Source organism: Ottowia pentelensis, from assembly GCF_964341695.1.
The window spans coordinates 228,764-248,448 of sequence record NZ_OZ224513.1; the positions used below are offsets into that span (position 1 = coordinate 228,764).

Annotated in this window: 20 protein-coding genes; 12 read left to right on the forward strand and 8 right to left on the reverse strand. The window is 70.3% G+C overall.

Translation table 11 applies throughout. The features are described from left to right. Positions 1-19: 19 nt before the first annotated feature. Together ACWHMB_RS01105 and ACWHMB_RS01110 are read left to right on the forward strand one after the other, a co-directional pair. Positions 20-940 (forward strand): uracil-DNA glycosylase, encoded by a 921-nt coding sequence (locus ACWHMB_RS01105; RefSeq protein ID WP_293225352.1) that lies wholly within the window; start codon positions 20-22, stop codon positions 938-940. Beyond that, positions 937-2,466: an MFS transporter gene (locus ACWHMB_RS01110; RefSeq protein WP_293225349.1), complete on the forward strand. Its 1,530-nt coding sequence runs from the start codon at positions 937-939 to the stop codon at positions 2,464-2,466. Before ACWHMB_RS01105 ends, ACWHMB_RS01110 begins: the two co-directional genes overlap by 4 nt. Here ACWHMB_RS01110 and rssA read toward each other — a convergent pair. Both rssA and ACWHMB_RS01120 read right to left on the reverse strand, forming a co-directional pair. Then, the gene (gene rssA, locus ACWHMB_RS01115) at positions 2,458-3,441 is read right to left on the reverse strand and encodes a patatin-like phospholipase RssA (protein WP_293225347.1); all 984 of its coding nucleotides are present in this window, start codon (positions 3,439-3,441) and stop codon (positions 2,458-2,460) included. The two genes, ACWHMB_RS01110 and rssA, sit on opposite strands and share 9 nt — an antisense overlap. 13 nt (positions 3,442-3,454) lie before the next feature. Continuing rightward, entirely contained in the window at positions 3,455-6,472 is a 3,018-nt protein-coding gene (locus ACWHMB_RS01120) for a DNA topoisomerase III (RefSeq protein WP_447648413.1), read from the reverse strand. 79 nt (positions 6,473-6,551) lie between these two features. On the opposite strand from ACWHMB_RS01120, the gene ACWHMB_RS01125 reads away from it, so the two are divergent. The 4 genes from ACWHMB_RS01125 to ACWHMB_RS01140 all read left to right on the forward strand — a co-directional run bounded on the left by ACWHMB_RS01125 (position 6,552) and on the right by ACWHMB_RS01140 (position 9,366). Continuing rightward, complete coding sequence (locus ACWHMB_RS01125) at positions 6,552-7,100, forward strand: SET domain-containing protein (RefSeq protein WP_377484765.1); 549 nt, start codon at positions 6,552-6,554, stop codon at positions 7,098-7,100. Next, on the forward strand, positions 7,097-7,882 hold the full coding sequence (locus ACWHMB_RS01130; RefSeq protein WP_377484763.1) for a biotin--[acetyl-CoA-carboxylase] ligase: 786 nt from the start codon (positions 7,097-7,099) through the stop codon (positions 7,880-7,882). The genes ACWHMB_RS01125 and ACWHMB_RS01130 overlap by 4 nt, the downstream gene beginning before the upstream one ends. Then, complete coding sequence (locus ACWHMB_RS01135) at positions 7,882-8,616, forward strand: SPOR domain-containing protein (protein WP_377484761.1); 735 nt, start codon at positions 7,882-7,884, stop codon at positions 8,614-8,616. Before ACWHMB_RS01130 ends, ACWHMB_RS01135 begins: the two co-directional genes overlap by 1 nt. Before the next feature lie 75 nt (positions 8,617-8,691). After that, complete coding sequence (locus ACWHMB_RS01140) at positions 8,692-9,366, forward strand: glutathione S-transferase family protein (RefSeq protein ID WP_377484759.1); 675 nt, start codon at positions 8,692-8,694, stop codon at positions 9,364-9,366. On the opposite strand, the gene ACWHMB_RS01145 is transcribed toward ACWHMB_RS01140, so the two are convergent. The 3 genes from ACWHMB_RS01145 to ACWHMB_RS01155 all read right to left on the reverse strand — a co-directional run bounded on the left by ACWHMB_RS01145 (position 9,329) and on the right by ACWHMB_RS01155 (position 12,064). After that, complete coding sequence (locus tag ACWHMB_RS01145; RefSeq protein ID WP_447648414.1) at positions 9,329-10,786, reverse strand: sensor histidine kinase N-terminal domain-containing protein; 1,458 nt, start codon at positions 10,784-10,786, stop codon at positions 9,329-9,331. The two genes, ACWHMB_RS01140 and ACWHMB_RS01145, sit on opposite strands and share 38 nt — an antisense overlap. Before the next feature lie 57 nt (positions 10,787-10,843). Continuing rightward, positions 10,844-11,518 carry a response regulator gene (locus tag ACWHMB_RS01150; protein WP_377484755.1) on the reverse strand — a complete coding sequence of 225 codons (675 nt, stop codon included), beginning with the start codon at positions 11,516-11,518 and terminating at the stop codon, positions 10,844-10,846. A 66-nt stretch (positions 11,519-11,584) separates the two neighbouring features. Beyond that, positions 11,585-12,064 carry a MarR family winged helix-turn-helix transcriptional regulator gene (locus ACWHMB_RS01155; protein ID WP_293221209.1) on the reverse strand — a complete coding sequence of 160 codons (480 nt, stop codon included), beginning with the start codon at positions 12,062-12,064 and terminating at the stop codon, positions 11,585-11,587. 142 nt (positions 12,065-12,206) lie between these two features. On the opposite strand from ACWHMB_RS01155, the gene recA reads away from it, so the two are divergent. From recA to ACWHMB_RS01170, 3 genes are all read left to right on the forward strand, one after another. Then, positions 12,207-13,262 carry a recombinase RecA gene (gene recA, locus ACWHMB_RS01160; protein ID WP_293221207.1) on the forward strand — a complete coding sequence of 352 codons (1,056 nt, stop codon included), beginning with the start codon at positions 12,207-12,209 and terminating at the stop codon, positions 13,260-13,262. A gap of 4 nt (positions 13,263-13,266) precedes the next feature. Next, on the forward strand, positions 13,267-13,749 hold the full coding sequence (gene recX, locus ACWHMB_RS01165) for a recombination regulator RecX (RefSeq protein ID WP_377484753.1): 483 nt from the start codon (positions 13,267-13,269) through the stop codon (positions 13,747-13,749). Positions 13,750-13,944: 195 nt separating this feature from the next. Further along, a complete protein-coding gene (locus ACWHMB_RS01170; protein ID WP_377484751.1) occupies positions 13,945-14,514 on the forward strand; it encodes a hypothetical protein in 570 nt (189 codons plus the stop codon). Between the two features lie 8 nt (positions 14,515-14,522). Here ACWHMB_RS01170 and ACWHMB_RS01175 read toward each other — a convergent pair whose 3' ends face one another. The 3 genes from ACWHMB_RS01175 to argC form a co-directional block, all read right to left on the reverse strand. Then, positions 14,523-15,107 carry an IS630 family transposase gene (locus ACWHMB_RS01175; RefSeq protein WP_377516475.1) on the reverse strand — a complete coding sequence of 195 codons (585 nt, stop codon included), beginning with the start codon at positions 15,105-15,107 and terminating at the stop codon, positions 14,523-14,525. Further along, entirely contained in the window at positions 15,035-15,580 is a 546-nt protein-coding gene (locus tag ACWHMB_RS01180) for a helix-turn-helix domain-containing protein (protein ID WP_377516474.1), read from the reverse strand. The genes ACWHMB_RS01175 and ACWHMB_RS01180 overlap by 73 nt, the downstream gene beginning before the upstream one ends. A 73-nt stretch (positions 15,581-15,653) precedes the next feature. After that, positions 15,654-16,568 (reverse strand): N-acetyl-gamma-glutamyl-phosphate reductase, encoded by a 915-nt coding sequence (gene argC / locus ACWHMB_RS01185; protein ID WP_377484173.1) that lies wholly within the window; start codon positions 16,566-16,568, stop codon positions 15,654-15,656. Positions 16,569-16,753: 185 nt separating this feature from the next. Between argC and sucC the strand changes: the two genes are divergently transcribed. From sucC to ACWHMB_RS01200, 3 genes are all read left to right on the forward strand, one after another. After that, positions 16,754-17,914 carry an ADP-forming succinate--CoA ligase subunit beta gene (sucC, locus tag ACWHMB_RS01190; RefSeq protein ID WP_377484170.1) on the forward strand — a complete coding sequence of 387 codons (1,161 nt, stop codon included), beginning with the start codon at positions 16,754-16,756 and terminating at the stop codon, positions 17,912-17,914. Between the two features lie 55 nt (positions 17,915-17,969). Continuing rightward, complete coding sequence (sucD, locus tag ACWHMB_RS01195; protein ID WP_447648415.1) at positions 17,970-18,863, forward strand: succinate--CoA ligase subunit alpha; 894 nt, start codon at positions 17,970-17,972, stop codon at positions 18,861-18,863. Between the two features lie 108 nt (positions 18,864-18,971). Beyond that, on the forward strand, positions 18,972-19,676 hold the full coding sequence (locus tag ACWHMB_RS01200) for a TerC family protein (RefSeq protein ID WP_377484175.1): 705 nt from the start codon (positions 18,972-18,974) through the stop codon (positions 19,674-19,676). Positions 19,677-19,685: the final 9 nt, after the last annotated feature.

Sequence of the window (19,685 nt, forward strand, 5' to 3'; positions counted from 1 at the left end):
GGGGGAGCGTGGGGGCATGATGACTTTGGATCTGGATGCGCGCCAGCGGGCGATGCTCGCGGAAATGGGCGTGCGGCTGTGGGCACCGCAGCCCAGGGCGCCCACGCCGCCGGCCGAACGGGTGGCGGCAGTGGCGGCCGAGGCGGTGCCGCCCGTGCAGCCTGCGACGCCCATGGCCCCGGCCGCATCGCCACCGCCGCGCGTGCGCGCCACGCCGCCCGCCCCCGCTGCACCAGCCGCAGCGCCCGCGCCCGCCGGCGACTTCGTGCCCAGCCCGCGTCCCGCCGGCATCGAGGCCATGGACTGGGACGCGCTGCAGGCCGCCGTGGCCGGCTGCCGCGCCTGCGGGCTGTGCGTGGGCCGCACGCAGGCGGTGTTCGGCGTCGGCAGCCGCACGGCCGACTGGATGGTGGTGGGCGAGGCGCCGGGCGAGACCGAGGACCGCCTGGGCGAGCCCTTCGTCGGCCCGGCCGGCAAGCTGCTGGACAACATGCTGGCCGCCATCGGCCTGTCGCGCACCATCGATGATGCTATCAAAGCGGAAGCTGACAGCGCTTATCCAGTGGGCGCTGGAGGCCAAAATGGCTTGAAGCACGGCGTCTACATCGCCAACGTCATCAAGTGCCGCCCGCCGGGCAACCGCAACCCGCTGCCGGACGAAATGGCGCAGTGCGAGCCCTACCTGCGCCGCCAGGTGGCACTGGTGCGCCCGCGCATCATCCTGGCCATGGGGCGCTTTGCCGTGCAGGCGCTGCTGAACACCAGCGAGCCCATCGGCCGCCTGCGCGGGCGCGTGCACCACTACCAGGGCGTGCCGGTGATCGTGACCTACCACCCGGCCTACCTGCTGCGCGCCCTGCCCGACAAGGCCAAGGCCTGGCAGGACCTGTGCCTGGCGCTGACCACCGTGCAGTCGGTTGCGGACGCCGCCGAGTCATGACCGTCGCCGCGGCGCCGGCCCCCGCCGCGCCCGACGCGCGCCAGCGCCGCTGGGTGCTGGCCGGCCTGATGGCCATGATGCTGCTGGCCGCCATGGACACCAACATCGTGGCCACCGCCATCCCGCAGATCGTGGGCGATCTGGGCGGCCTGGCCCTGGTGAGCTGGGTGTTCTCGATCTACGTGCTGGCGCAGACCGTGACCATCCCGATCTACGGCAAGCTGGCCGACCTGCTGGGCCGCAAGCCGGTGCTGATCGGCGGCGCCCTCATTTTTTTGGCCGGCTCGGCGGCCTGCTCGCTGGCGTGGAGCATGCATGCGCTGATCGTGTTTCGCGGCCTGCAGGGCCTGGGCGCGGGCGCGGTGATGGCCACCGTCAACACGCTGGCGGGCGATTTGTATGCGGTGGAAGAGCGCGGCGCCGTGCAGGGCTGGCTGTCCAGCATGTGGGGCATGGCGGCCATTGCCGGGCCGCTGCTGGGCGGCGCCTTTGCCCAGTACGCCAGCTGGCACTGGATTTTTCTGGTCAACCTGCCGATCGGCGTGCTGGCGCTGGGCCTGATCGGGCGCTTTCTGCACGAGCGGCGCCAGCTGCGCCGCCCGCGCATCGACTGGGCCGGCGCCGCCCTGGTGCTGCTGGCGCTGGGCGCGCTGATCGTGGCGCTGCTGGAGGGCGGACAGGCCTGGGCCTGGGGCTCGGCGCCCTCGCTGGCGCTGCTGGCCACCGCCGCCGCGGCCTTGGCGGCGCTGGTGTGGGTGGAAGGGCGCGCCGCCGAGCCGGTGATGCCCGGCTGGCTGTGGCGCGACCGCGCGCTGGCCGGCTCCAACCTCGTGATGATCGCCATGGGCCTGGCCATGATGGCGCCCAGCATCTATCTGCCCACCCTGTTGCAGTCGGTGCAGGGCCTGGGCGCCATTGCCGCCGGCCTGGTGCTGGCCAGCCTGAGCCTGGGCTGGCCCGCGGCCTCGGCGCTGTCGGCGCGGCTGTACCTGCGCATCGGCTATCGCGACACGGCCTTGCTGGGCGCCGCGCTGGCGCTGGCGGCGGCGCTGGGCTTTCGCGCCCTGCCGCAGCCGCAGCCGGTGTGGGCGGTGGTGCTCGACCAGCTGGTGCTGGGCGCCGGCTTCGGCCTGCTGTCCACCGCGCTGCTGGTGGGCGCGCAGTCGGTGGTGGGCTGGCAGCAGCGCGGCGTGGTCACCGGCGGCAACATGTTCGCGCGCTACCTGGGGCAAAGCCTGGGCGCGGCGGTGTTCGGCGCCCTGTTCAACCACGCCATGGGCCAGCGGCTGGCGCAGGCGCCGCCGGCGCTGCGCGGCGAGCTGCCGGCCGGCGTCGACTCGGTGCTGGCGCTGCTGCAGGGCGGCGCCGCGCCCGCCGCGGTGCAGAGTTGGCTGAAGGCCGCGCTGGCGGCCGCCACCAGCGAGCTGTACGTCGGCATGGCCGTGGCCGCCGTCTTCATGGCGGCGGTGCTGCTGGCGGTGCCGCGGCGCTTTGCCATGGACGGCGTCGCGCCGCGCTCAGGCTGAAGGCGGATTCGGCGCGGGCGGCGCGGGCGCGGCGGGCGGGCTGATCAGGCCCAGCTCGGCCAGCTGCGGCAGGATTTCGCGCGTGGCGGCGCGGCCGGCGTCGATGGCCTCGGCCGCACGGTGAAAGTCCAGCAGCGCCATGTGCGCCAGGCGTGGCGCCACCACCGCCTCGGGCGGATCGCCCGCCATGCGGCTGCGCGTGATGCGCACCTGCATCACGTTGATGCTGTCGCTCACCACGCTCAGCAGCGAGGGCAGCGGCGGCTCGGCGTCGGGCGCCGGCGCGTCCTTGCCCAGCGGCCACAGCGCGCCCAGGCCCTGCTGCAGCGACTGCATCCAGCCGGCCGATGCCTCGGGCGGCTCGGGTTCGGGCGCCGACGCCGGCGTGTCGTGAAAGTAGCGTGCCAGCTTGTCGTGGTTCAGATCGACCGCGATCACCCAGTCGGCACCCAGCGCGCGCGCCAGCGTCACCGGCACCGGGTTGACCAGGCCGCCGTCGGCCAGCAGGCGCCCGTCCTGCCACACCGGCGTGAACAGGCCCGGCAGCGCGAACGAGGCGCGCACCGCGTCGGTCACCGAGCCGCTGCGCAGCCACACCTCGTCGCCGGTGTGCAGCGCCGTGGCGACGGCGGCAAAGGGCATGGCCAGCGCCTCGATCGGCTGGGCGTCGAAGTGCTCGCGCAAGGTGGCCACCAGCCGCCCGCCCTTGAGCATGCCGCCGCTCAGGTTGAAGTCCATGAGCGACATCACGGCGCGCCGGTCCATGCCGCGCACCCAGTCCTCGAAGCGGTCGAGCTGCCCCGTGGCATAGGCCGCGCCCACGATGGCGCCCACCGAGGCGCCGCACACCACGTCGGGCTTGATGCCGGCCTCCAGCAGCGCCCGCAGCACCCCGATGTGCGCCCAGCCGCGTGCCGAGCCGCTGCCCAGGGCCAGGCCGATGCGGGGGCGGCGGTGGATGGGCGACGTCGGCATGGCGCAGCCCGGATCAGGACAGATGCTGGCCCACGATGCCCGCCAGCTTGAACATGCCGACGCTGTCGGCGCCGAAGACGGGCCTCAGCTTGTCGTCGGCGCGGATGCTGCGCTTGTCCTGCGGGTCTTGCAGTTGGTGGGCCTTGATGTAGTCCCACAGCTTCTTCATCACCTCGCCGCGGCCGAAGGGGCCGGCGCCGATGACGGCCTGCAGGGCGGCGCTGGGCTTGAGCGTGCCGGCGCGCGGGGCCTTGGCGGTCTTTTTGACGGGCGTGGCGGCTTTCTTGGCGGTGGCCGCGGTTTTTGAGGTTTTTGGGGCTGCAGCGCCCGTGGATCGAGCGCCGGCAGCTCCTGATTTTGTAGTTTTGGCAGCGGCGGCGGCGGCCGCGGTCTTGCGCGGCGGGTATTTGCGGCCGCCTTCGCGCGGCTCGAACTCGAAGCCGACCTTGCCCTCCTCGGCGTTCCAGGCCAGGCGGGCCTTGAAGGGGCGGCGCGTGCGCATGCTGACGAACTTGTCCAGCACGTCGGTCTTGCCGTCCTGCAGCAGCTTTCTCATCTGCGCCGGCTCCACCGGCTGCTGCAGGATGACCTGGCCGCTCTTGAAGTCGCAGCTGGGCACCGGCTGCTGCGCGGTGGGCACGCTGCGCTCGCACACGTAGCTCTTGCCGAAGGCCTTGACGGCGCCGCCGCACTTGGGGCACGGCCCCAGGTTCTCGACCGCCGACAGGTCGACGATCTCGCCCGTCTGCTCGGCCTTGGCGTCGTCGCCGAAGTCGAACTCGAGCTTGGGGATGCCCGTCGCCTCGTCGGGCACCAGGGTCAGCTCGGCGCTGAAGGGCCAGCCGGCCTTGCTGCGAAAGCCGTCCAGCGGGCCGATGCGGCGCTCGCGCAGGAACGTTTCGGCCTCCTCGGTCGAGAAGGTGCGCCCGCCCGGCGTCTTGGTGAAGGAAAAGCCGCAGCCTTCGGCGGCGCCGTCGACCCCGGAAAGTGAAGCGTCGTCCGACCGGCCGACGCAGGCATAGCGGCGGTAGTTTTCCTTCACCACGCCGCCGCAGTGCGGGCAGGGCGTGTGCAAGGTGGCGTAGTCGCCCGGCACGCTGTCGCGGTCGAACTCCTTGGCCTTCTGGACGATGCGCTCGGTCATGGCGGCGATCTCGCGCATGAAGGCCTCGCGACTGAGCTGGCCCTTTTCCATCTGCGCCAGCTTGTATTCCCACTCGCCGGTCAGTTCGGGCTTGCTGAGTTCCTCGACCTGCAGCCCGCGCAGCAGCGTCATCAGCTGGAACGCCTTGGCGGTGGGGATCAGCTCGCGGCCCTCGCGCAGCAGGTATTTCTCGCCGATCAGGCCCTCGATGATGGCCGCGCGCGTGGCGGGCGTGCCCAGGCCCTTTTCCTGCATGGCCTCGCGCAGCTCGTCGTCGTCGATGGTCTTGCCGGCGCCTTCCATGGCGCCCAGCAGGGTGGCTTCGCTGTAGCGTGCCGGCGGGCGCGTGCGCAGGGCCTTGATCTCGGTCGATTCGTGCTGCACCCGCTCGCCGGGGCGCACGGCCACCAGCGACTTGCCGCTGTCGCCCTCCTTTTTCTCGACCTCGTCGTCCGCCTCCTTGCCGTAGATGGCCAGCCAGCCGGGCTGCACCAGCACCTTGCCGTTGCTCTGAAAGTCGTAGTCCTTGCCCTCGTGCGTGGCCGTGGTGACGCGGGTCGTGACCTGATATTCGGCGCTGGGATAGAACACCGCCATGAAGCGGCGCACCACCAGGTCGTACAGGCGCCGCTCGGCCTCGGACAGGCTGCCGGGCTCCTGCAACGTGGGGATGATGGCGAAGTGGTCCGACACCTTGCTGTTGTCGAAGATGCGCTTGCTGGCGCGCACGTAGCCCGCCTCCAGCGCCTTGCGCGCGTGCGGCGCCAGGTGGCCCTGGTGGCCGCCGGCCAGCATCTCGAAGGTCTTCTTGGCCACCGCCAGGTAGTCCTCGGGCAGGTGGCGCGAGTCGGTGCGCGGGTAGGTCAGCGCCTTGTGGCGCTCGTACAGGCTTTGCGCCAGCGCCAGCGTGGTCTTGGCCGAATAGCCGAAGCGGCCGTTGGCCTCGCGCTGCAGGCTGGTCAGGTCGAACAGCAGCGGGCTGGCCTGGGTGCTGGGCTTGCTTTCCTCGCGCACGCGGCAGCGCTGGCCCTGCACGGCGGCGGCAATGGCCTGCGCCTGCGCGGCCTGCCACAGGCGGTCGGCGCGCTGCTCGGCGTCGTCGGGGTTTTTCTTCCAGGCGGCGTCGAACCACTTGCCGACGTAGCTGCCGGCCTCGGCGCCGAAGCTGGCGTGCACCTCCCAGTAGTCGCGCGCCACGTGGGCGCGGATCTGCTCCTCGCGCTCCACCACCACCGCCAGCGTGGGCGTCTGCACGCGCCCGACGGTGGTCAGGAAGAAGCCGCCGCCCTGCGAGTTGAAGGCCGTCATGGCGCGCGTGCCGTTGATGCCGACCAGCCAGTCGGCCTCGCTGCGGCTGCGCGCGGCGTCCTGCAGGCCGCGCATCTGCGCGTCGCTGCGCAGGTGCTCGAAGCCGTCGCGGATGGCCTGCGGCGTCATGCTTTGCAGCCACAGGCGCTGCACCGGCTTGCGCTGCGCCTTTCCGCGGGCTGGAGCGGCGGCTTCATCGCCGCCGAAGGCGTACTGCTCGATCAGGCGAAAGATCAGCTCGCCCTCGCGCCCGGCGTCGCAGGCGTTGATCAGGCGGTCCACGTCCTTGCGCCGCGCCTGCTCGACCACCGCGTTCAGGCGCGTCCTGGTCTTGTCCACGGGCTTGAGGTCGAAGTGCGGCGGAATCACCGGCAGGTGGGCGAAGCTCCATTTGCCGCGCTTGACGTCGTACTGCTCGGGCGCCTGGATCTCGACCAGGTGGCCGACGGCGCTGGTGACGATGTAGTGCGCGTTCTCGAAATGCTCGTCGTGCTTGTCGAAGGCGCCCGCGACGGGCGTGAGGGCGCGCACGATGTCCTGCGCGACCGAGGGTTTTTCAGCGATGACCAGTGTCTTCATGGGGCTCTTTAGAATCCGATGCTCTCACGCGCGCGCGCCTGCGCACGCACATGCATGAATTCAACATAGCAAATTTCCCGTGGTCCACAAATCTCCCGCTTCGTCCCCGGCCCAATCCAGCACGGGCCGCCGCATCCAGGTGCGCCGCTCGGGCGTGCACGGCAAGGGCGTGTTCGCGCTGGTGGACATCCCGCGCGGCACGCGCATCATCGAATACGTGGGCGAGATCATCAGCTGGGACGAGGCGCAGCGGCGCCACCCGCACGATCCGCGGGATCCCAACCACACCTTCTACTTCCACATCGACGAAGACCGCGTGATCGACGCGCTGCACGGGGGAAACGCCTCGCGCTGGATCAACCACAGCTGCTCGCCGAACTGCGTGGCCGACGAGGAGGACGGGCGCATCTTCATCAAGGCGCGCCGCGCCATCCCGGCCGGCACCGAGCTGAACTACGACTACGGCCTGGTGATCGACGAGCCGCTCACGCCCGAGCTCAAGGCCGACTACCCCTGCCGCTGCGGCAGCCGAAACTGTCGCGGCACCCTGCTGTCCAGCGACCTCGAAACGGCCGAGGGCGCGCCACGCAAGGCCAAGGCCAAGTCCGGCCAGCGCAGGAAGGCATGAACGAACCATTGGCGCTCATTTGGCCGGCGGCCGATCTGCGCGCCAGCTTGGCTGCGGTGCTGCCCGGTGTCACCGTCGAGGTGTGCGCCCGCATCGATTCGACCAACACCGAGCTGATGCGCCGCGCCCGCGCCGGCGCCACCACGCCGGCGCTGCTGGTGGCCGAGCAGCAGAGCGCCGGGCGCGGCCGCCTGGGCCGGCCCTGGCAAAGCGGCGCGCCGGGGGCGGCGCTGTCGTTTTCGCTGGCCCTGCCGCTGGCGCCGCGCGACTGGTCGGGGCTGTCGCTGGCCGTCGGCCTGGCGGTGGCCGAAAGCCTGCACCCGGCCATCGGCCTGAAGTGGCCCAACGACCTGTGGTGGCAAGACCGCAAGCTGGCCGGCATCCTGGTCGAAACCGCCGTCGCCCCCGCGCAGGCCACGCGCCAGGTGGTGATCGGCGTCGGCCTGAACATCGCGCCGCGGCCGGGCGAGGGCTTCTCCACCCCGCCCGCGGCGTTGCAGGAGCTGCTGCCGGGCGTGGATGCGCCGGCGGCGCTGGCGCGCCTGCTGGCGCCGCTGGTGCAGGCCGTGCGGTGCTTCGAGCAGGACGGCTTTGCGCCGCTGGCGGCGCGCTTCAACGCGCGCGACGTGCTGGCGCGCCGCCCGGTGCGCCTGTCCGACGGCACCGAAGGCCTGGCCCTGGGCGTGGGACCGAGCGGCGCGCTGCAGGTCGACACCGCGGCCGGCCGGCGCGAGATCAGCAGCGCCGAGGTCAGCGTGCGGCCCGCGGAGGGCGGGCGCTGATGCTGCGCGCCCTGGTGCTGCTGCTGCTGCTGGCCAACGCCGGCCTGTGGGCGTGGTCGCGCAGCGCCGCCGGCGGCGCGGCCGAGGCGCCGCGCCCGGCGCCGCTGCACGCCGAGGCGCTGCGGCTGCATGCGCTGGCCGAGGACGCCCCCGCCGCTGCGCCCGCGCGCCGCAGCGAGCCGGCGGCCCGCCCCAGCCCGCCGCCGGATGCCGGCATGGCGGCCTCGGCGCCCGTGCCGACACCGACCACGGCACCGGAGCCGGCACCCGCCCCGGCCGTGGCCGTGGCCGCGGCGTGCCTGCAGGCCGGCCCCTTCGACGAGCAGCAGGCCGGCGCGCTGCGCAACGCCGTCGCCGGCCTGCCGGTTGGCAGCTGGCGCCTGGACGGCACCGTGTTGTCGGGTCGCTGGATGGTCTACATCGGCAAGCTGGCCGACGCCGACGCGGTGCGTGCCAAGCGCGCCGAGCTGCGCGAGCTGGGGGTGGACACCGACCGCCCCGGCGCGGCCTTCGAGCCCGGCATTTCCCTGGGGCGCTATTCGACCGAAGAAGCCGCCCAGCGCGCGCTGGGCGAGCTGGGCCGCAAGGGCGTGCGCACCGCGCACGTGGTGGCCGAGCGGCGCGACAGCGCCAGCTACCAGCTGCGCCTGCCGCAGGCCGACGCCGCGCTGCGCGCCCAGGTGCTGGCGCTGGGCCCGGCGCTGGCGGGCCGGCCGCTGCATCCCTGCGAATGAACCCGCGCCGATTGAGCCCGCCGCGCGTGCGCGGTATGCTGCCCAGTCCATTTCGTCGTCCTTCAGGATCTCGCCATGACCCTCAAGCTCTACTACGCCAGCGGCGCCTGCTCCTTCGTGCCGCATTCCATGCTCGAACTGGCCGGCGCCACCTTCGAGCCGATGCTGGTCAAGCTGCACAAGAATGAACAAAACAGCCCCGAGTACCGGGCCATCAACCCGCGCGGCCAGGTGCCTGCCCTGGTGCACGAGGGCCAGGTCATCACGCAGATCCTGGCGCTGGTGACCTACATCGACGGCCTGTTCCCGGAAAACGCCTTCATCCCGCGCGAGCCGCTGGCGCGCGCGCGCTTCGTCGAGGCGCTGGCCTGGATGAACAACACGGTGCACCCCACCTTCACCCACATCTTCATGCCGCACAAGTTCACCGACGACGAGGCGGCGCAGAAGGCCATCCAGGCCCATGCGCGCGCGCAGTACCCGGCGCTGCTGGACGAATTGCAGGAGCGGGTGCGCGCGGCGCACGCGGGCGGCCACGACTGGCTGGGTGGCGCGCACTGCGGCCCGCTGGACACCTACGCGCTGACGCTGACGCGCTGGGGCAGCTTGGCCGGCATCGACCCGGCGCAGCGCGCGCTGCTGTGGACGCACGTGCAGCGCACGGCCCAGGTGCCGGCGGTGGCGCGCGCCATCGAGCGCGAGCGCCTGCAGCTCAACCTGTATCGGCCGGCGACGGAAAGCGCACCGTGAAGCGGGCGCCCGGCGGCTGCTGCCCCGGGTGCGCGTCGTCGACCGCGACCGTCGCGCGGTGCTGGCGCGCGATCTCGTCGACGATCGACAGGCCCAGGCCCGAGCCGTCCACCGCGCTGCCCAGCACGCGGTAGAAGGGCTGCAGGACGTGCGCGCGCTCGGCGGCGGGGATGCCGGGGCCGTTGTCCTCCACCTGCAGCACGCGCGCATCGTGCAGGCTGCCGATGCGCAGGCGCACCGTCACCACGCCGGGCTGCGCCGGCTCGCTGGGGGTGTACTTGAGGGCGTTGTCCACCAGGTTGCGCACCAGCTCGTGCAGCAGGGTGGCGTTGCCCGTCAGCACGGTGCCGGGCGTGCCGGGCAGCGGGCCGTCGTAGCCCAGGTCGATGCGCTGGCGCAGCGCGCGCGGCACCGCCTCCTGCACGGCGTCGCGCGTGATGGCGGCCAGGTCGCAGGGCTGGCGCGCCAGTTCGGTGCTGCCGCTTTCGGCGCGCGCCAGCGCCAGCAGCTGGTTGACGGTGTGCGTGGCGCGCATGCTGGCGCGGCCGATCTGCTGCAGCGACTGCTTCAGGTCGGCCTCGCTGGCGTCGGCGCGCTGGGCCAGGCCGGCCTGCATGCGCAGTCCGGCCAGGGGGGTCTTGAGCTGGTGCGCGGCGTCGGCCAGGAAGCGCTTTTGCGTGGCGATGGAGTCCTTCAGCCGCGTCAGCAGCTCGTTGACCGAGTCCACCAGCGGGCCCACTTCCTGCGGCACGGCGCTTTCGTCCAGCGGCGACAAGTCGTCCGGGCGGCGCCCGCGGATGCGCCGCTCCAGCTCGGACAGCGGCCGGATGCCGCGCACCAGCGCCAGCCACACCAGCAGCACCGCCAGCGGCAGGATGGCGAACTGCGGCAGCATCACGCCCTTGATGATCTCGGCGGCCAGCACGCTGCGCTTTTCGCGCGTCTCGGCCACCTGCACCAGCGCCGGGCCGGCCAGGCCTTCGACCGGCACCCACAGCGCGGCCACGCGCACCGGCACGCCCTGGTATTCGGCGTCGCGCAGTTGTGGCTCGGCGGCCGGGGCGCCGGCGTCGGCCGCCGGCGCCCCGGGCGGGTGCGGCAGCGCGCGCGCGCCCGAGACGAAGGCGCCGCCGGGCCCCAGCACCTGGTAGTACACGTTGTCGGCATCGTCGGCGCGCAGCAGCTCGCCGGCGGCCTGCGGAAAGGCGAACTGCAGGCGGTGGTCGGGCCCGACGCTCAGGTACTGCGCCAGCGCCTGGGTGTTGTCGACCAGGGCGCGGTCGAAGGGCTTGTTGGCCAGGCTCTGCGCCACCAGCCAGGTCAGCGCCAGGCTGATGGGCCACAGCAGCAGCAGCGGGGTGAGCATCCAGTCCAGGATCTCGCCGAACAGCGAGCGCTGGGTGCGTTGAAAGAGCTTCACGCCGATACTTCTATATTGATAGCTGCTTGCGCAGATGGTACGCGGGCTGCAGGCCAATCAGCCTTGAATTTTTTCCAGACAGTAGCCCAGCCCGCGCACCGTGGCGATGCGGATCGGCCCCTGCTCGATCTTCTTGCGCAGGCGGTGGATGTAGACCTCGATGGCGTTGTGGCTGACTTCCTCGCCCCACTCGCACAGGCGCTCGACCAGCTGCTCCTTGCTGACCAGCCGGCCCGAGCGCTGCAGCAGCACCTCCAGCAGGCCCAGCTCGCGCGCCGACAAGTCGATCAGCTGGCCGTCGATGTGGGCCACGCGGCCGGTCTGGTCGTACTCCAGCGGGCCGTGGCGGATCACGCTGCTGGCCGCGCCCATGCCGCGGCGCGTGAGCGCGCGCACGCGCGCCTCCAGCTCGGACAGCGCAAAGGGCTTGGCCATGTAGTCGTCGGCGCCCAGGTCCAGCCCCTTGACGCGCTCCTCCACGCCGTCGGCGGCCGTCAGGATGAGCACCGGCAGCGACTGCCCGCGCGCGCGCAGGCGGCGCAGCACCTCCAGGCCGTGCAGCCTGGGCAGGCCCAGGTCCAGGATCAGCAGGTCGAACTCGGTGTTGGCCAGCAGGGCGGTGTCGGCCTCGGCGCCGCTGGCCACGTGGTCGACCGCCGCGCCGGCGGCGCGCAGGCTGCGCAGCAGGCCATCGGCCAACACCTGGTCGTCTTCGGCAATGAGGATGCGCATGGGTGTCTCCGGCGGTTGCGCCACGGCGGGCGTTCGAAGGGAAATTCTAGTGGCGCGCCCCGCCCTTCAGGGGCCGCTGGCGTAGGCATCCAGCCCCAGCGCCACCACCGTGGCCACCTCGGCGCCCACGGCGGCGCGAAATTCCGCCTCGGCCTGCGTCACGGCGGCCTGGAAGGCGGCCAGCCAGTCCAGCCCGGCGGTGGTGAAGGCGATGCGCCGCGCGCGCGCATCGTGCGCGTCGCGCTCGCGCGTGACCAAGCCCCAGGCCTCGCACTGGTCGACCAGGTCGCCCATGGACTGCTTGCTCATCCCGGCCCAGAGCGCCAGCTCGGTCAGGCGCGCGCCGCCCAGCGGCAGATGGCGCGTGACGTGCACGATGGCCGCGCCCACCTTGTCGCGCGCCGCCAGGTTGGACAGCGCCAGCGGAGCGCGCTCGCTGGCCGCCATCAAGGTCAGCACGCGCTCGTCGAAGCGCCGCATGGCGTGCCCCAGCAGGCGCCCCAGGTGGGTCTGGCGCCAGCGGTCGTCGGCGGCTTCGAAGATCATTTGGCAATGGTAAGTCAAACTGACTTAAAAATCGGTTTACCGAATTAAATGTATTCCTGTACAGTCCTGTTCATGCATCCAGATCGTCCCGTTCATCGGCGGGGCTGAATGCACCAAGCCACTGAATCACAAGGAGAAAATCATGGACATGGCGGTTGCCGACAAGACCGAGAAAGCCAAGGCCCTGCAGGCCGCGCTGGCCCAGATCGAAAAGCAGTTCGGCAAGGGCACCATCATGCGCCTGGGCGAGGGCGAGGCGATCGAGGACATCCAGGTCGTCTCCACCGGCTCGCTGGGCCTGGACATCGCCCTGGGCGTGGGCGGCCTGCCGCGCGGCCGGGTGATCGAGATCTACGGTCCGGAAAGCTCGGGCAAGACCACGCTCACGCTGCAGGTCATCGCCGAGATGCAGAAGCTGGGCGGCACCTGCGCCTTCATCGACGCCGAGCACGCGCTGGACACGGGCTACGCGCAGAAATTGGGCGTCAACCTGTCCGACATGCTGATCAGCCAGCCCGACACCGGCGAGCAGGCGCTGGAGATCGTGGACAGCCTGGTGCGCTCGGGCGCGGTCGACCTGGTGGTGGTCGACTCGGTCGCGGCGCTCACGCCCAAGGCCGAGATCGAGGGCGAGATGGGCGACAGCCTGCCCGGCCTGCAGGCGCGCCTGATGAGCCAGGCGCTGCGCAAGCTGACGGCCACCATCAAGAAGACCAACTGCACGGTGATCTTCATCAACCAGATCCGCATGAAGATCGGCGTCATGTTCGGCAGCCCCGAGACCACCACCGGCGGCAACGCGCTCAAGTTCTACGCCAGCGTGCGCCTGGACATCCGCCGCATCGGCACCATCAAGAAGGGCGACGTGGCGATCGGCAACGAGACCAAGGTCAAGGTGGTCAAGAACAAGGTCAGCCCGCCCTTCAAGACGGCCGAGTTCGACATCCTGTTCGGCGAGGGCATCTCGCGCGAGGGCGAGATCATCGACATGGGCGTGAACGCCAAGGTGCTGGACAAGAGCGGCGCCTGGTACGCCTACAACGGCGAGAAAATCGGCCAGGGCCGCGACAACGCGCGCGAGTTTCTGCGCGAGAACGCCGATCTGGCCAGGGAGATCGAAAACAAGGTGCGCGACTCACTGGGCATTGCCCTGCGGCCGGCAGCGGCACCGGCGGCCGCGGGCGACGAGCAGGATTGAGGCGGTGGGCGGTCCGGCCGCGCGCCCCGGCCCGTCCCTCAAGGCGCGAGCCTTGCGTTATCTGGCCGCCCGCGAGCATTCGCGCGCCGAGCTGGCGGCCAAGCTGGCGCGCTTCGTCACCGACGAGGACGCGCCCGGCGCCGTGGAGCGCGTGCTGGACGAGCTGGCCGCCAAGGGTTTCATCGACGAGGCACGCGTGGCCGAGTCGCTGGTGCATCGCCGTGCGGCCCGCGTGGGCAACGCGCGCGTGCTGCAGGAGCTGCGCGCCAAGGGCGTGCCCGAAGAGCTGATCCGCACGGCAGCCGGCGCGCTGCGCGACACCGAGCTGGCGCGCGCGCAGGAGGTCTGGCGCAAGAAATTCGGCCAGCCGCCGCGCGATGCGGCCGAGCGGGCGCGCCAGATGCGCTTTCTGGCTGCGCGCGGCTTCGGCGGCGAAGTGGTGCGGCAGCTGCTGAACCACCCGCCGGCCGAGGACGAGCCGGGCTGATCCCGCCCGCGCCGATGTCCGGACGCATCCGGCGTGACATTTGTCGCGCGCAGCGTGACGGCCTGCGCCGCGGCGACCGGCAGCCCATTGACGGCGCCCCTCGGCCTGCTTTCCAATCGGCGCTTGTCCGGTGCGGCTCGAGCGTCGCCGGACGGAACGGCCCGGTACGAAGCGGCCGCCAGGGAGAGAACAACAATGGACACCGTCTTCAGCTTGAGCCCCAAGGGTCGGCGCGAATGCGCGGCCGAGCAACCGCTGCTGCTGCGCGAGCTGCACGCGCTGCTGCGCATGGTCGATGGCCGGCGCACCCGCGCCGACCTGCTGAATTCCGTGGGCCGCAACGCCATCACCACGGGTGGCCTGCGCTGGCTGCTGGCCGCGGGCTATATTTTTCCCGACTCGGCGACGACGACCCGCCCGACGGCGGGCGGCCGGGCCACGCGATCCGGAGCGGCGTCCGAACTGCTGGCCAGCGTGCCGCAAGACCTGTCCTCCTTTGCTGCGCCGATGGCCAGCCCGCGCGGCGAACCGAGCGTGCACGAGGCACTGGGGGACTTCATGCTGCGCTCGATCGAGCGCCATCTGGGCGACACCGGCGCGCCCTATCGCTGGCGCGTCGAGCGCGCGGCTCAGGTGCCCGAACTGCTGCCCCTGCTCAACCCGCTGCTGGAGGCCATCCTGGCGCGCGCGGGCCGCACTGCGGCGGGCGAGTTCGCCCATGCCGCCGCCCTGCTGCTGCAGCCGCTGGAAAACGGCGTGCCCTAATTCCATTTCTAATTCAATAGCGCATCAATAATCCACGGCCAGGCGACGATGGATCGGATCCGTTCGCAGTTGCTCTCGAAGTCTCGCAGGGCGAGCTCAAGGTGATCTTCGAGCGCCTCCAGGCTGTCGAAGACGCGGTTGTGGAATCGCTTCTCGCGCAGCTCGTCCCACACGTGCTCCACCGGGTTGAGCTCCGGCGCATAGGGGGGCAGGCTCAGTAGGCGCATGTTGGCGGGCGGGTGCAGCTCACCACTGGCATGCCAGCCGGCACCGTCAAGCACCATGACGATGCGCTCGTGCGGGTGACGCTCGCTCACCTCGTCGAGAAACAACTGCATGCACTCGGTGTTGACGTGAGGCAAGATGAGCGAGTCCAACTGGCCGCTTGCCACATCGACGGCGGCGTACGCGTAGGTGTACTCGTGGGTCAACATGGCTTGGCACAGCGGCCGCACCGGCTTGGGCGCCCAGCAGCGGCGCACGTCGTTGATGCGTCCAAAGCGCGCCTCGTCCTGGAACATCAGCTTGATGGGGCCTTGCTGCGGCCAGTGCGAGCAGATTTCGGCAAGGCGCTCGGGGAGTTTTTTTTCCACTCCTCTTGAGCCAAAGGATCGCTTTGCGGATGGCGTTTGTCGGGGGCCAGCTTGCGCCAGCCGTGGCGGTGCAGCAGGTTGTAGACCGAGGACAGCGCCATGGGACGGCCCAGGGCAGCTTCGATTTCACACTTGACTTGACCGACCACCAGGATGCCGCCCGTGCGAGCGCGATCAAGAAAGGGCGCCAGCACCTGGCGCTCCTGCTCAGTCGTCATGTTCTGGTGGCGCCTGCCGCCGCGCGCGGGGCGCTGGCCGTCACCTGCAACCTCGCCGGCCAGGAAGCGATTGCGCAAGCGGCAGGTCCACGCCGGGGAGCGGCCGATGACCTGCGCGGTTTGCTCCAGGCTCAAGCCATAGTCCAGCGGCAACACCACCGCCTGTGCTTGGCGAAGCTGCTCAGCGGTCTGTGCGCCGGCCAGCATTTGACGGGCCGACTCCAGACTGTCGGCACCTCGGGCTGTTCTTGCCATGTCGTTCTCCTTGCGGGATCGGTGACATGGATATTATTGATCTATTGATATGGAAATGGAATAAGCCCGGGCTTCAGTCCAGGTTCAGCATCAGCTGCAGGTTTTGCACCGCGGCGCCGCTGGCGCCCTTGCCCAGGTTGTCCAGGCACGCCACGGCCACGGCGTGACCGGCATCCTGATTGCCGAAGACGCGGATTTCCAGGCGATCGCTGTCTTTCAGCGCCACCGCGTCCAGCTTGCCGGACTCGTGCGCCGGCTCCACGCGCACCCACTCGCTGCCGGCGTAGTGGGCGGCATAGATGTCGTGCAGCCGCCCGGCGCCGGGGCGACCGGGCAGCAGGTCCAGGTGCAGCGGCAGCTCGACCAGCATGCCCTGGTCGAAGTTGCCCACGGCCGGGATGAAGATCGGCCGACGCGTGAGGTGCCCATATTTCACGATCTCGGGTAGGTGCTTGTGCTTGAGGCCCAGGGCGTACAGCTCGTAGGCGGGGGCCTGGCCGGCCTCGTAGGCCTCGATCATGGTGCGCCCGCCGCCGGTGTAGCCGCTCACCGAGGGCAGGGTCACGGGGTAGTCGGGCGGCAGCACGCCGGCGTCCACCAGCGGGCGCAGCAGCGCGATGGCGCCGGTGGCGTAGCAGCCGGGGTTGGCCACCCGCTCGGCGGCCTGGATGGCGGCGCGTTGGCCAGGTGCCAGCTCGGCAAAGCCGAACACCCAGCCCTCGGCCACGCGGTGCGCCGTGCTGGCGTCGATGATGCGGGGTTTGTTGCCCGGCAGGGCGTCGATCATGGCCACCGACTCGCGCGCCGCGTCGTCGTGCAGGCACAGGATGACCAGGTCGACCGCGGCCATGATCTCGCGCTTGGCCGCGGGGTCCTTGCGGCGCGCCGGGTCGATGCTGACCACGGTCACGCCGGCCATGTCCTGCAGCCGCTCGCGGATCTGCAGGCCGGTGGTGCCGGCCTCGCCGTCGATGAAAATCCGAGCCATGCGCGCTGTCCTCGTGCGAATGAAAAGGCATCCCCCGCGGCGGGCCCAATGCCCGCTCGGCCGTGATTGATGCACCGCAGCATGATACATTCACGGGCGCATCACGTTGCTGCACGCACGCGGGCGGCGCCAGCCCTGCTGGACCGGCGGCCCGGGCGTTTCCGTTCCCACTCCGAGAGAGCCTCATGAAAATCCACGAGTACCAGGGCAAGGAGATCCTGCGTCAATTTGGCGTGCCCGTTCCCCGCGGCATCCCCGCGTTCACCGTTCAGGAAGCCGTCGAGGCGGCGCAAAAACTGGGTGGCCCCGTGTGGGTGGTCAAGGCCCAGATCCACGCCGGCGGGCGCGGCAAGGGCGGCGGCGTCAAGCTGGCCAAGTCCATCGAGCAGGTGAAGGAGCTGGCCGGCCAGATCCTGGGCATGCAGCTGGTCACGCACCAGACCGGGCCCGAGGGCCAGAAGGTGCGCCGCCTGTACATCGAGGAAGGCGCCGACATCCAGAAGGAGTACTACCTGTCCGTGGTCACCGACCGCGCGACGCAGAAGGTGGCCTTCATTGCCTCCAGCGAAGGCGGCATGGACATCGAGGAAGTGGCGCACAACACGCCCGAGAAGATCGTCAAGGTGTTCGTCGACCCGCTGGTCGGCCTGACCGACGCGCAGGGCCAGGAACTGGCCACGGGCGTGGCCATGCCCGCCGGCTCGGTGCCGCAGTTTGTGGACGTGTGCCGCAAGCTGTACCAGTGCTACATGGCGACCGACGCCAGCCTGGTCGAGATCAACCCCCTGAACCGCGACAGCAAGGGCAACATCATTGCCCTGGACGCCAAGTTCAACTTCGACGCCAACGCGCTGTTCCGCCACCCCGAGATCGTGGCCCTGCGTGACCTGGACGAGGAAGACCCGGCCGAGGTGCAGGCCAGCAAGTTCGACCTGGCCTACATCAGCCTGGACGGCAACATCGGCTGCCTGGTCAACGGCGCCGGACTGGCCATGGCCACCATGGACACCATCAAGCTGTTCGGCGGCGAGCCCGCCAACTTCCTGGACGTGGGCGGCGGCGCCACCCCCGAGAAGGTCACCGAGGCGTTCAAGATCATGCTCAAGAACCCCAAGGTCAAGGGCATCCTGGTGAACATCTTCGGCGGCATCATGAAGTGCGACACCATCGCCACCGGCGTGATCACCGCCTGCAAGGCCGTGAACCTGTCCGTGCCGCTGGTCGTGCGCATGAAGGGCACCAACGAAGAACTGGGCAAGAAGATGCTGGCCGAGTCCGGCCTGCCCATCATCAGCGCCGACACCATGGCCGAAGCGGCCACCAAGATCGTCGAGGCCGTCAAGTAATGACTTTGGGGACAGGCCTCCAGCGCTGTCCCCGACTGACTAGGTAGGACACATCATGTCGATTTACATCAACAAAGACACCAAGGTCATCACCCAGGGCATCACCGGCAAGACGGGCCAGTTCCACACCGAGAAGTGCATCGAGTACGCCAACGGCAAGAACTGCTTCGTGGCCGGCGTGAACCCCAAGAAGGCCGGCGAGAAGATCTTCGACGTGCCGATCTACGCCTCCGTCAAGGAAGCCGCCCAACAGACCGGCGCCACGGTTTCCGTGATCTACGTGCCGCCGGCGGGCGCCGCCGCCGCGATCTGGGAGGCCGTCGAGGCCGAGCTGGACCTGGCGATCTGCATCACCGAGGGCATCCCGGTCAAGGACATGCTGATGGTACGCAACCAGATGAAGGCCAAGGAAGCCAAGGGCGGCAAGAAGACCCTGCTGCTGGGCCCCAACTGCCCGGGTCTCATCACGCCCGACGAGATCAAGATCGGCATCATGCCCGGCCACATCCACAAAAAGGGCCGTGTCGGCGTGGTGTCCCGTTCCGGCACGCTGACCTATGAGGCCGTGGCACAACTGACCGAACTGGGCATCGGCCAGTCGAGCGCCGTGGGCATCGGCGGCGACCCGATCAACGGCCTCAAGCACATCGACGTGATGAAGGCCTTCAACGACGATCCCGACACCGACGCCGTGATCATGATCGGCGAAATCGGTGGCCCGGACGAGGCCGATGCCGCCCAGTGGTGCAAGACCCACATGAAAAAACCCGTGGTCGGCTTCATCGCCGGCGTCACCGCGCCTCCGGGCAAGCGCATGGGCCACGCCGGTGCGCTGATCTCGGGCGGCGCCAACACCGCGGACGCCAAGCTGGCGATCATGGAAGAATGTGGCTTCCACGTCACGCGCAACCCGTCGGAGATGGGCAAGCTGCTCAAGACCCTGCTGTAAGCGGCGCCGCTGCGGCACGCCAGCATTTCTTGCAGCCGGACGCTCGACGCGGGTGATCCGGCTGCCTTGTTTCGGCGGCGCCGCCGCCACGAGAACGAAAGAGACATGATCGAAGAATTCCTCACCCCGCACTTCTGGGTCGCCGTCGGGCAGATCATCATGATCGACATCCTGCTCGGGGGTGACAACGCGGTGGTGATCGCCCTGGCCTGCCGCAAGCTGCCCGACAACCAGCGCACCAAGGGCATCGTGTGGGGAACGGTCGGCGCGATCGTGCTGCGCATCATCCTGATCGCCTTCGCCCTGGCGCTGCTGCAGATCCCCTACCTGAAGTTCATCGGCGCGCTGCTGCTGCTGTGGATCGGCGTCAAGCTGATCGCCCCCGACGACGAGGACGAGCACGGCAACATCCAGTCCAGCGACAAGCTGTGGACGGCCATCAAGACGGTGATCGTCGCCGACCTGGTGATGAGCATCGACAACGTGGTTGCCATCGCCGCCGCCGCGCAGGGCGCAGGCGAGAAGCACGAACTCGCGCTGGTCATCTTCGGCCTGCTGGTCAGCATCCCCATCATCGTCGGCGGCAGCCAGATCATCCTGCGGTTGATGGACCGCTTCCCGATCATCATCACCCTGGGCGGCATGCTGCTGGGCTGGATCGCCGGCACCATGGCCCACACCGACCCGGCGCTGGTGCCCTGGCTGCCGCAGGATCGCACTTGGCACTATGCGCTCGGCGTGGCGGGCGCGCTGCTGGTGCTGGTGATCGGCAAGTGGCTGCAGCGCCGCCGCGCCGCCGCTCCCGCCGGCTGAATCCCGGGA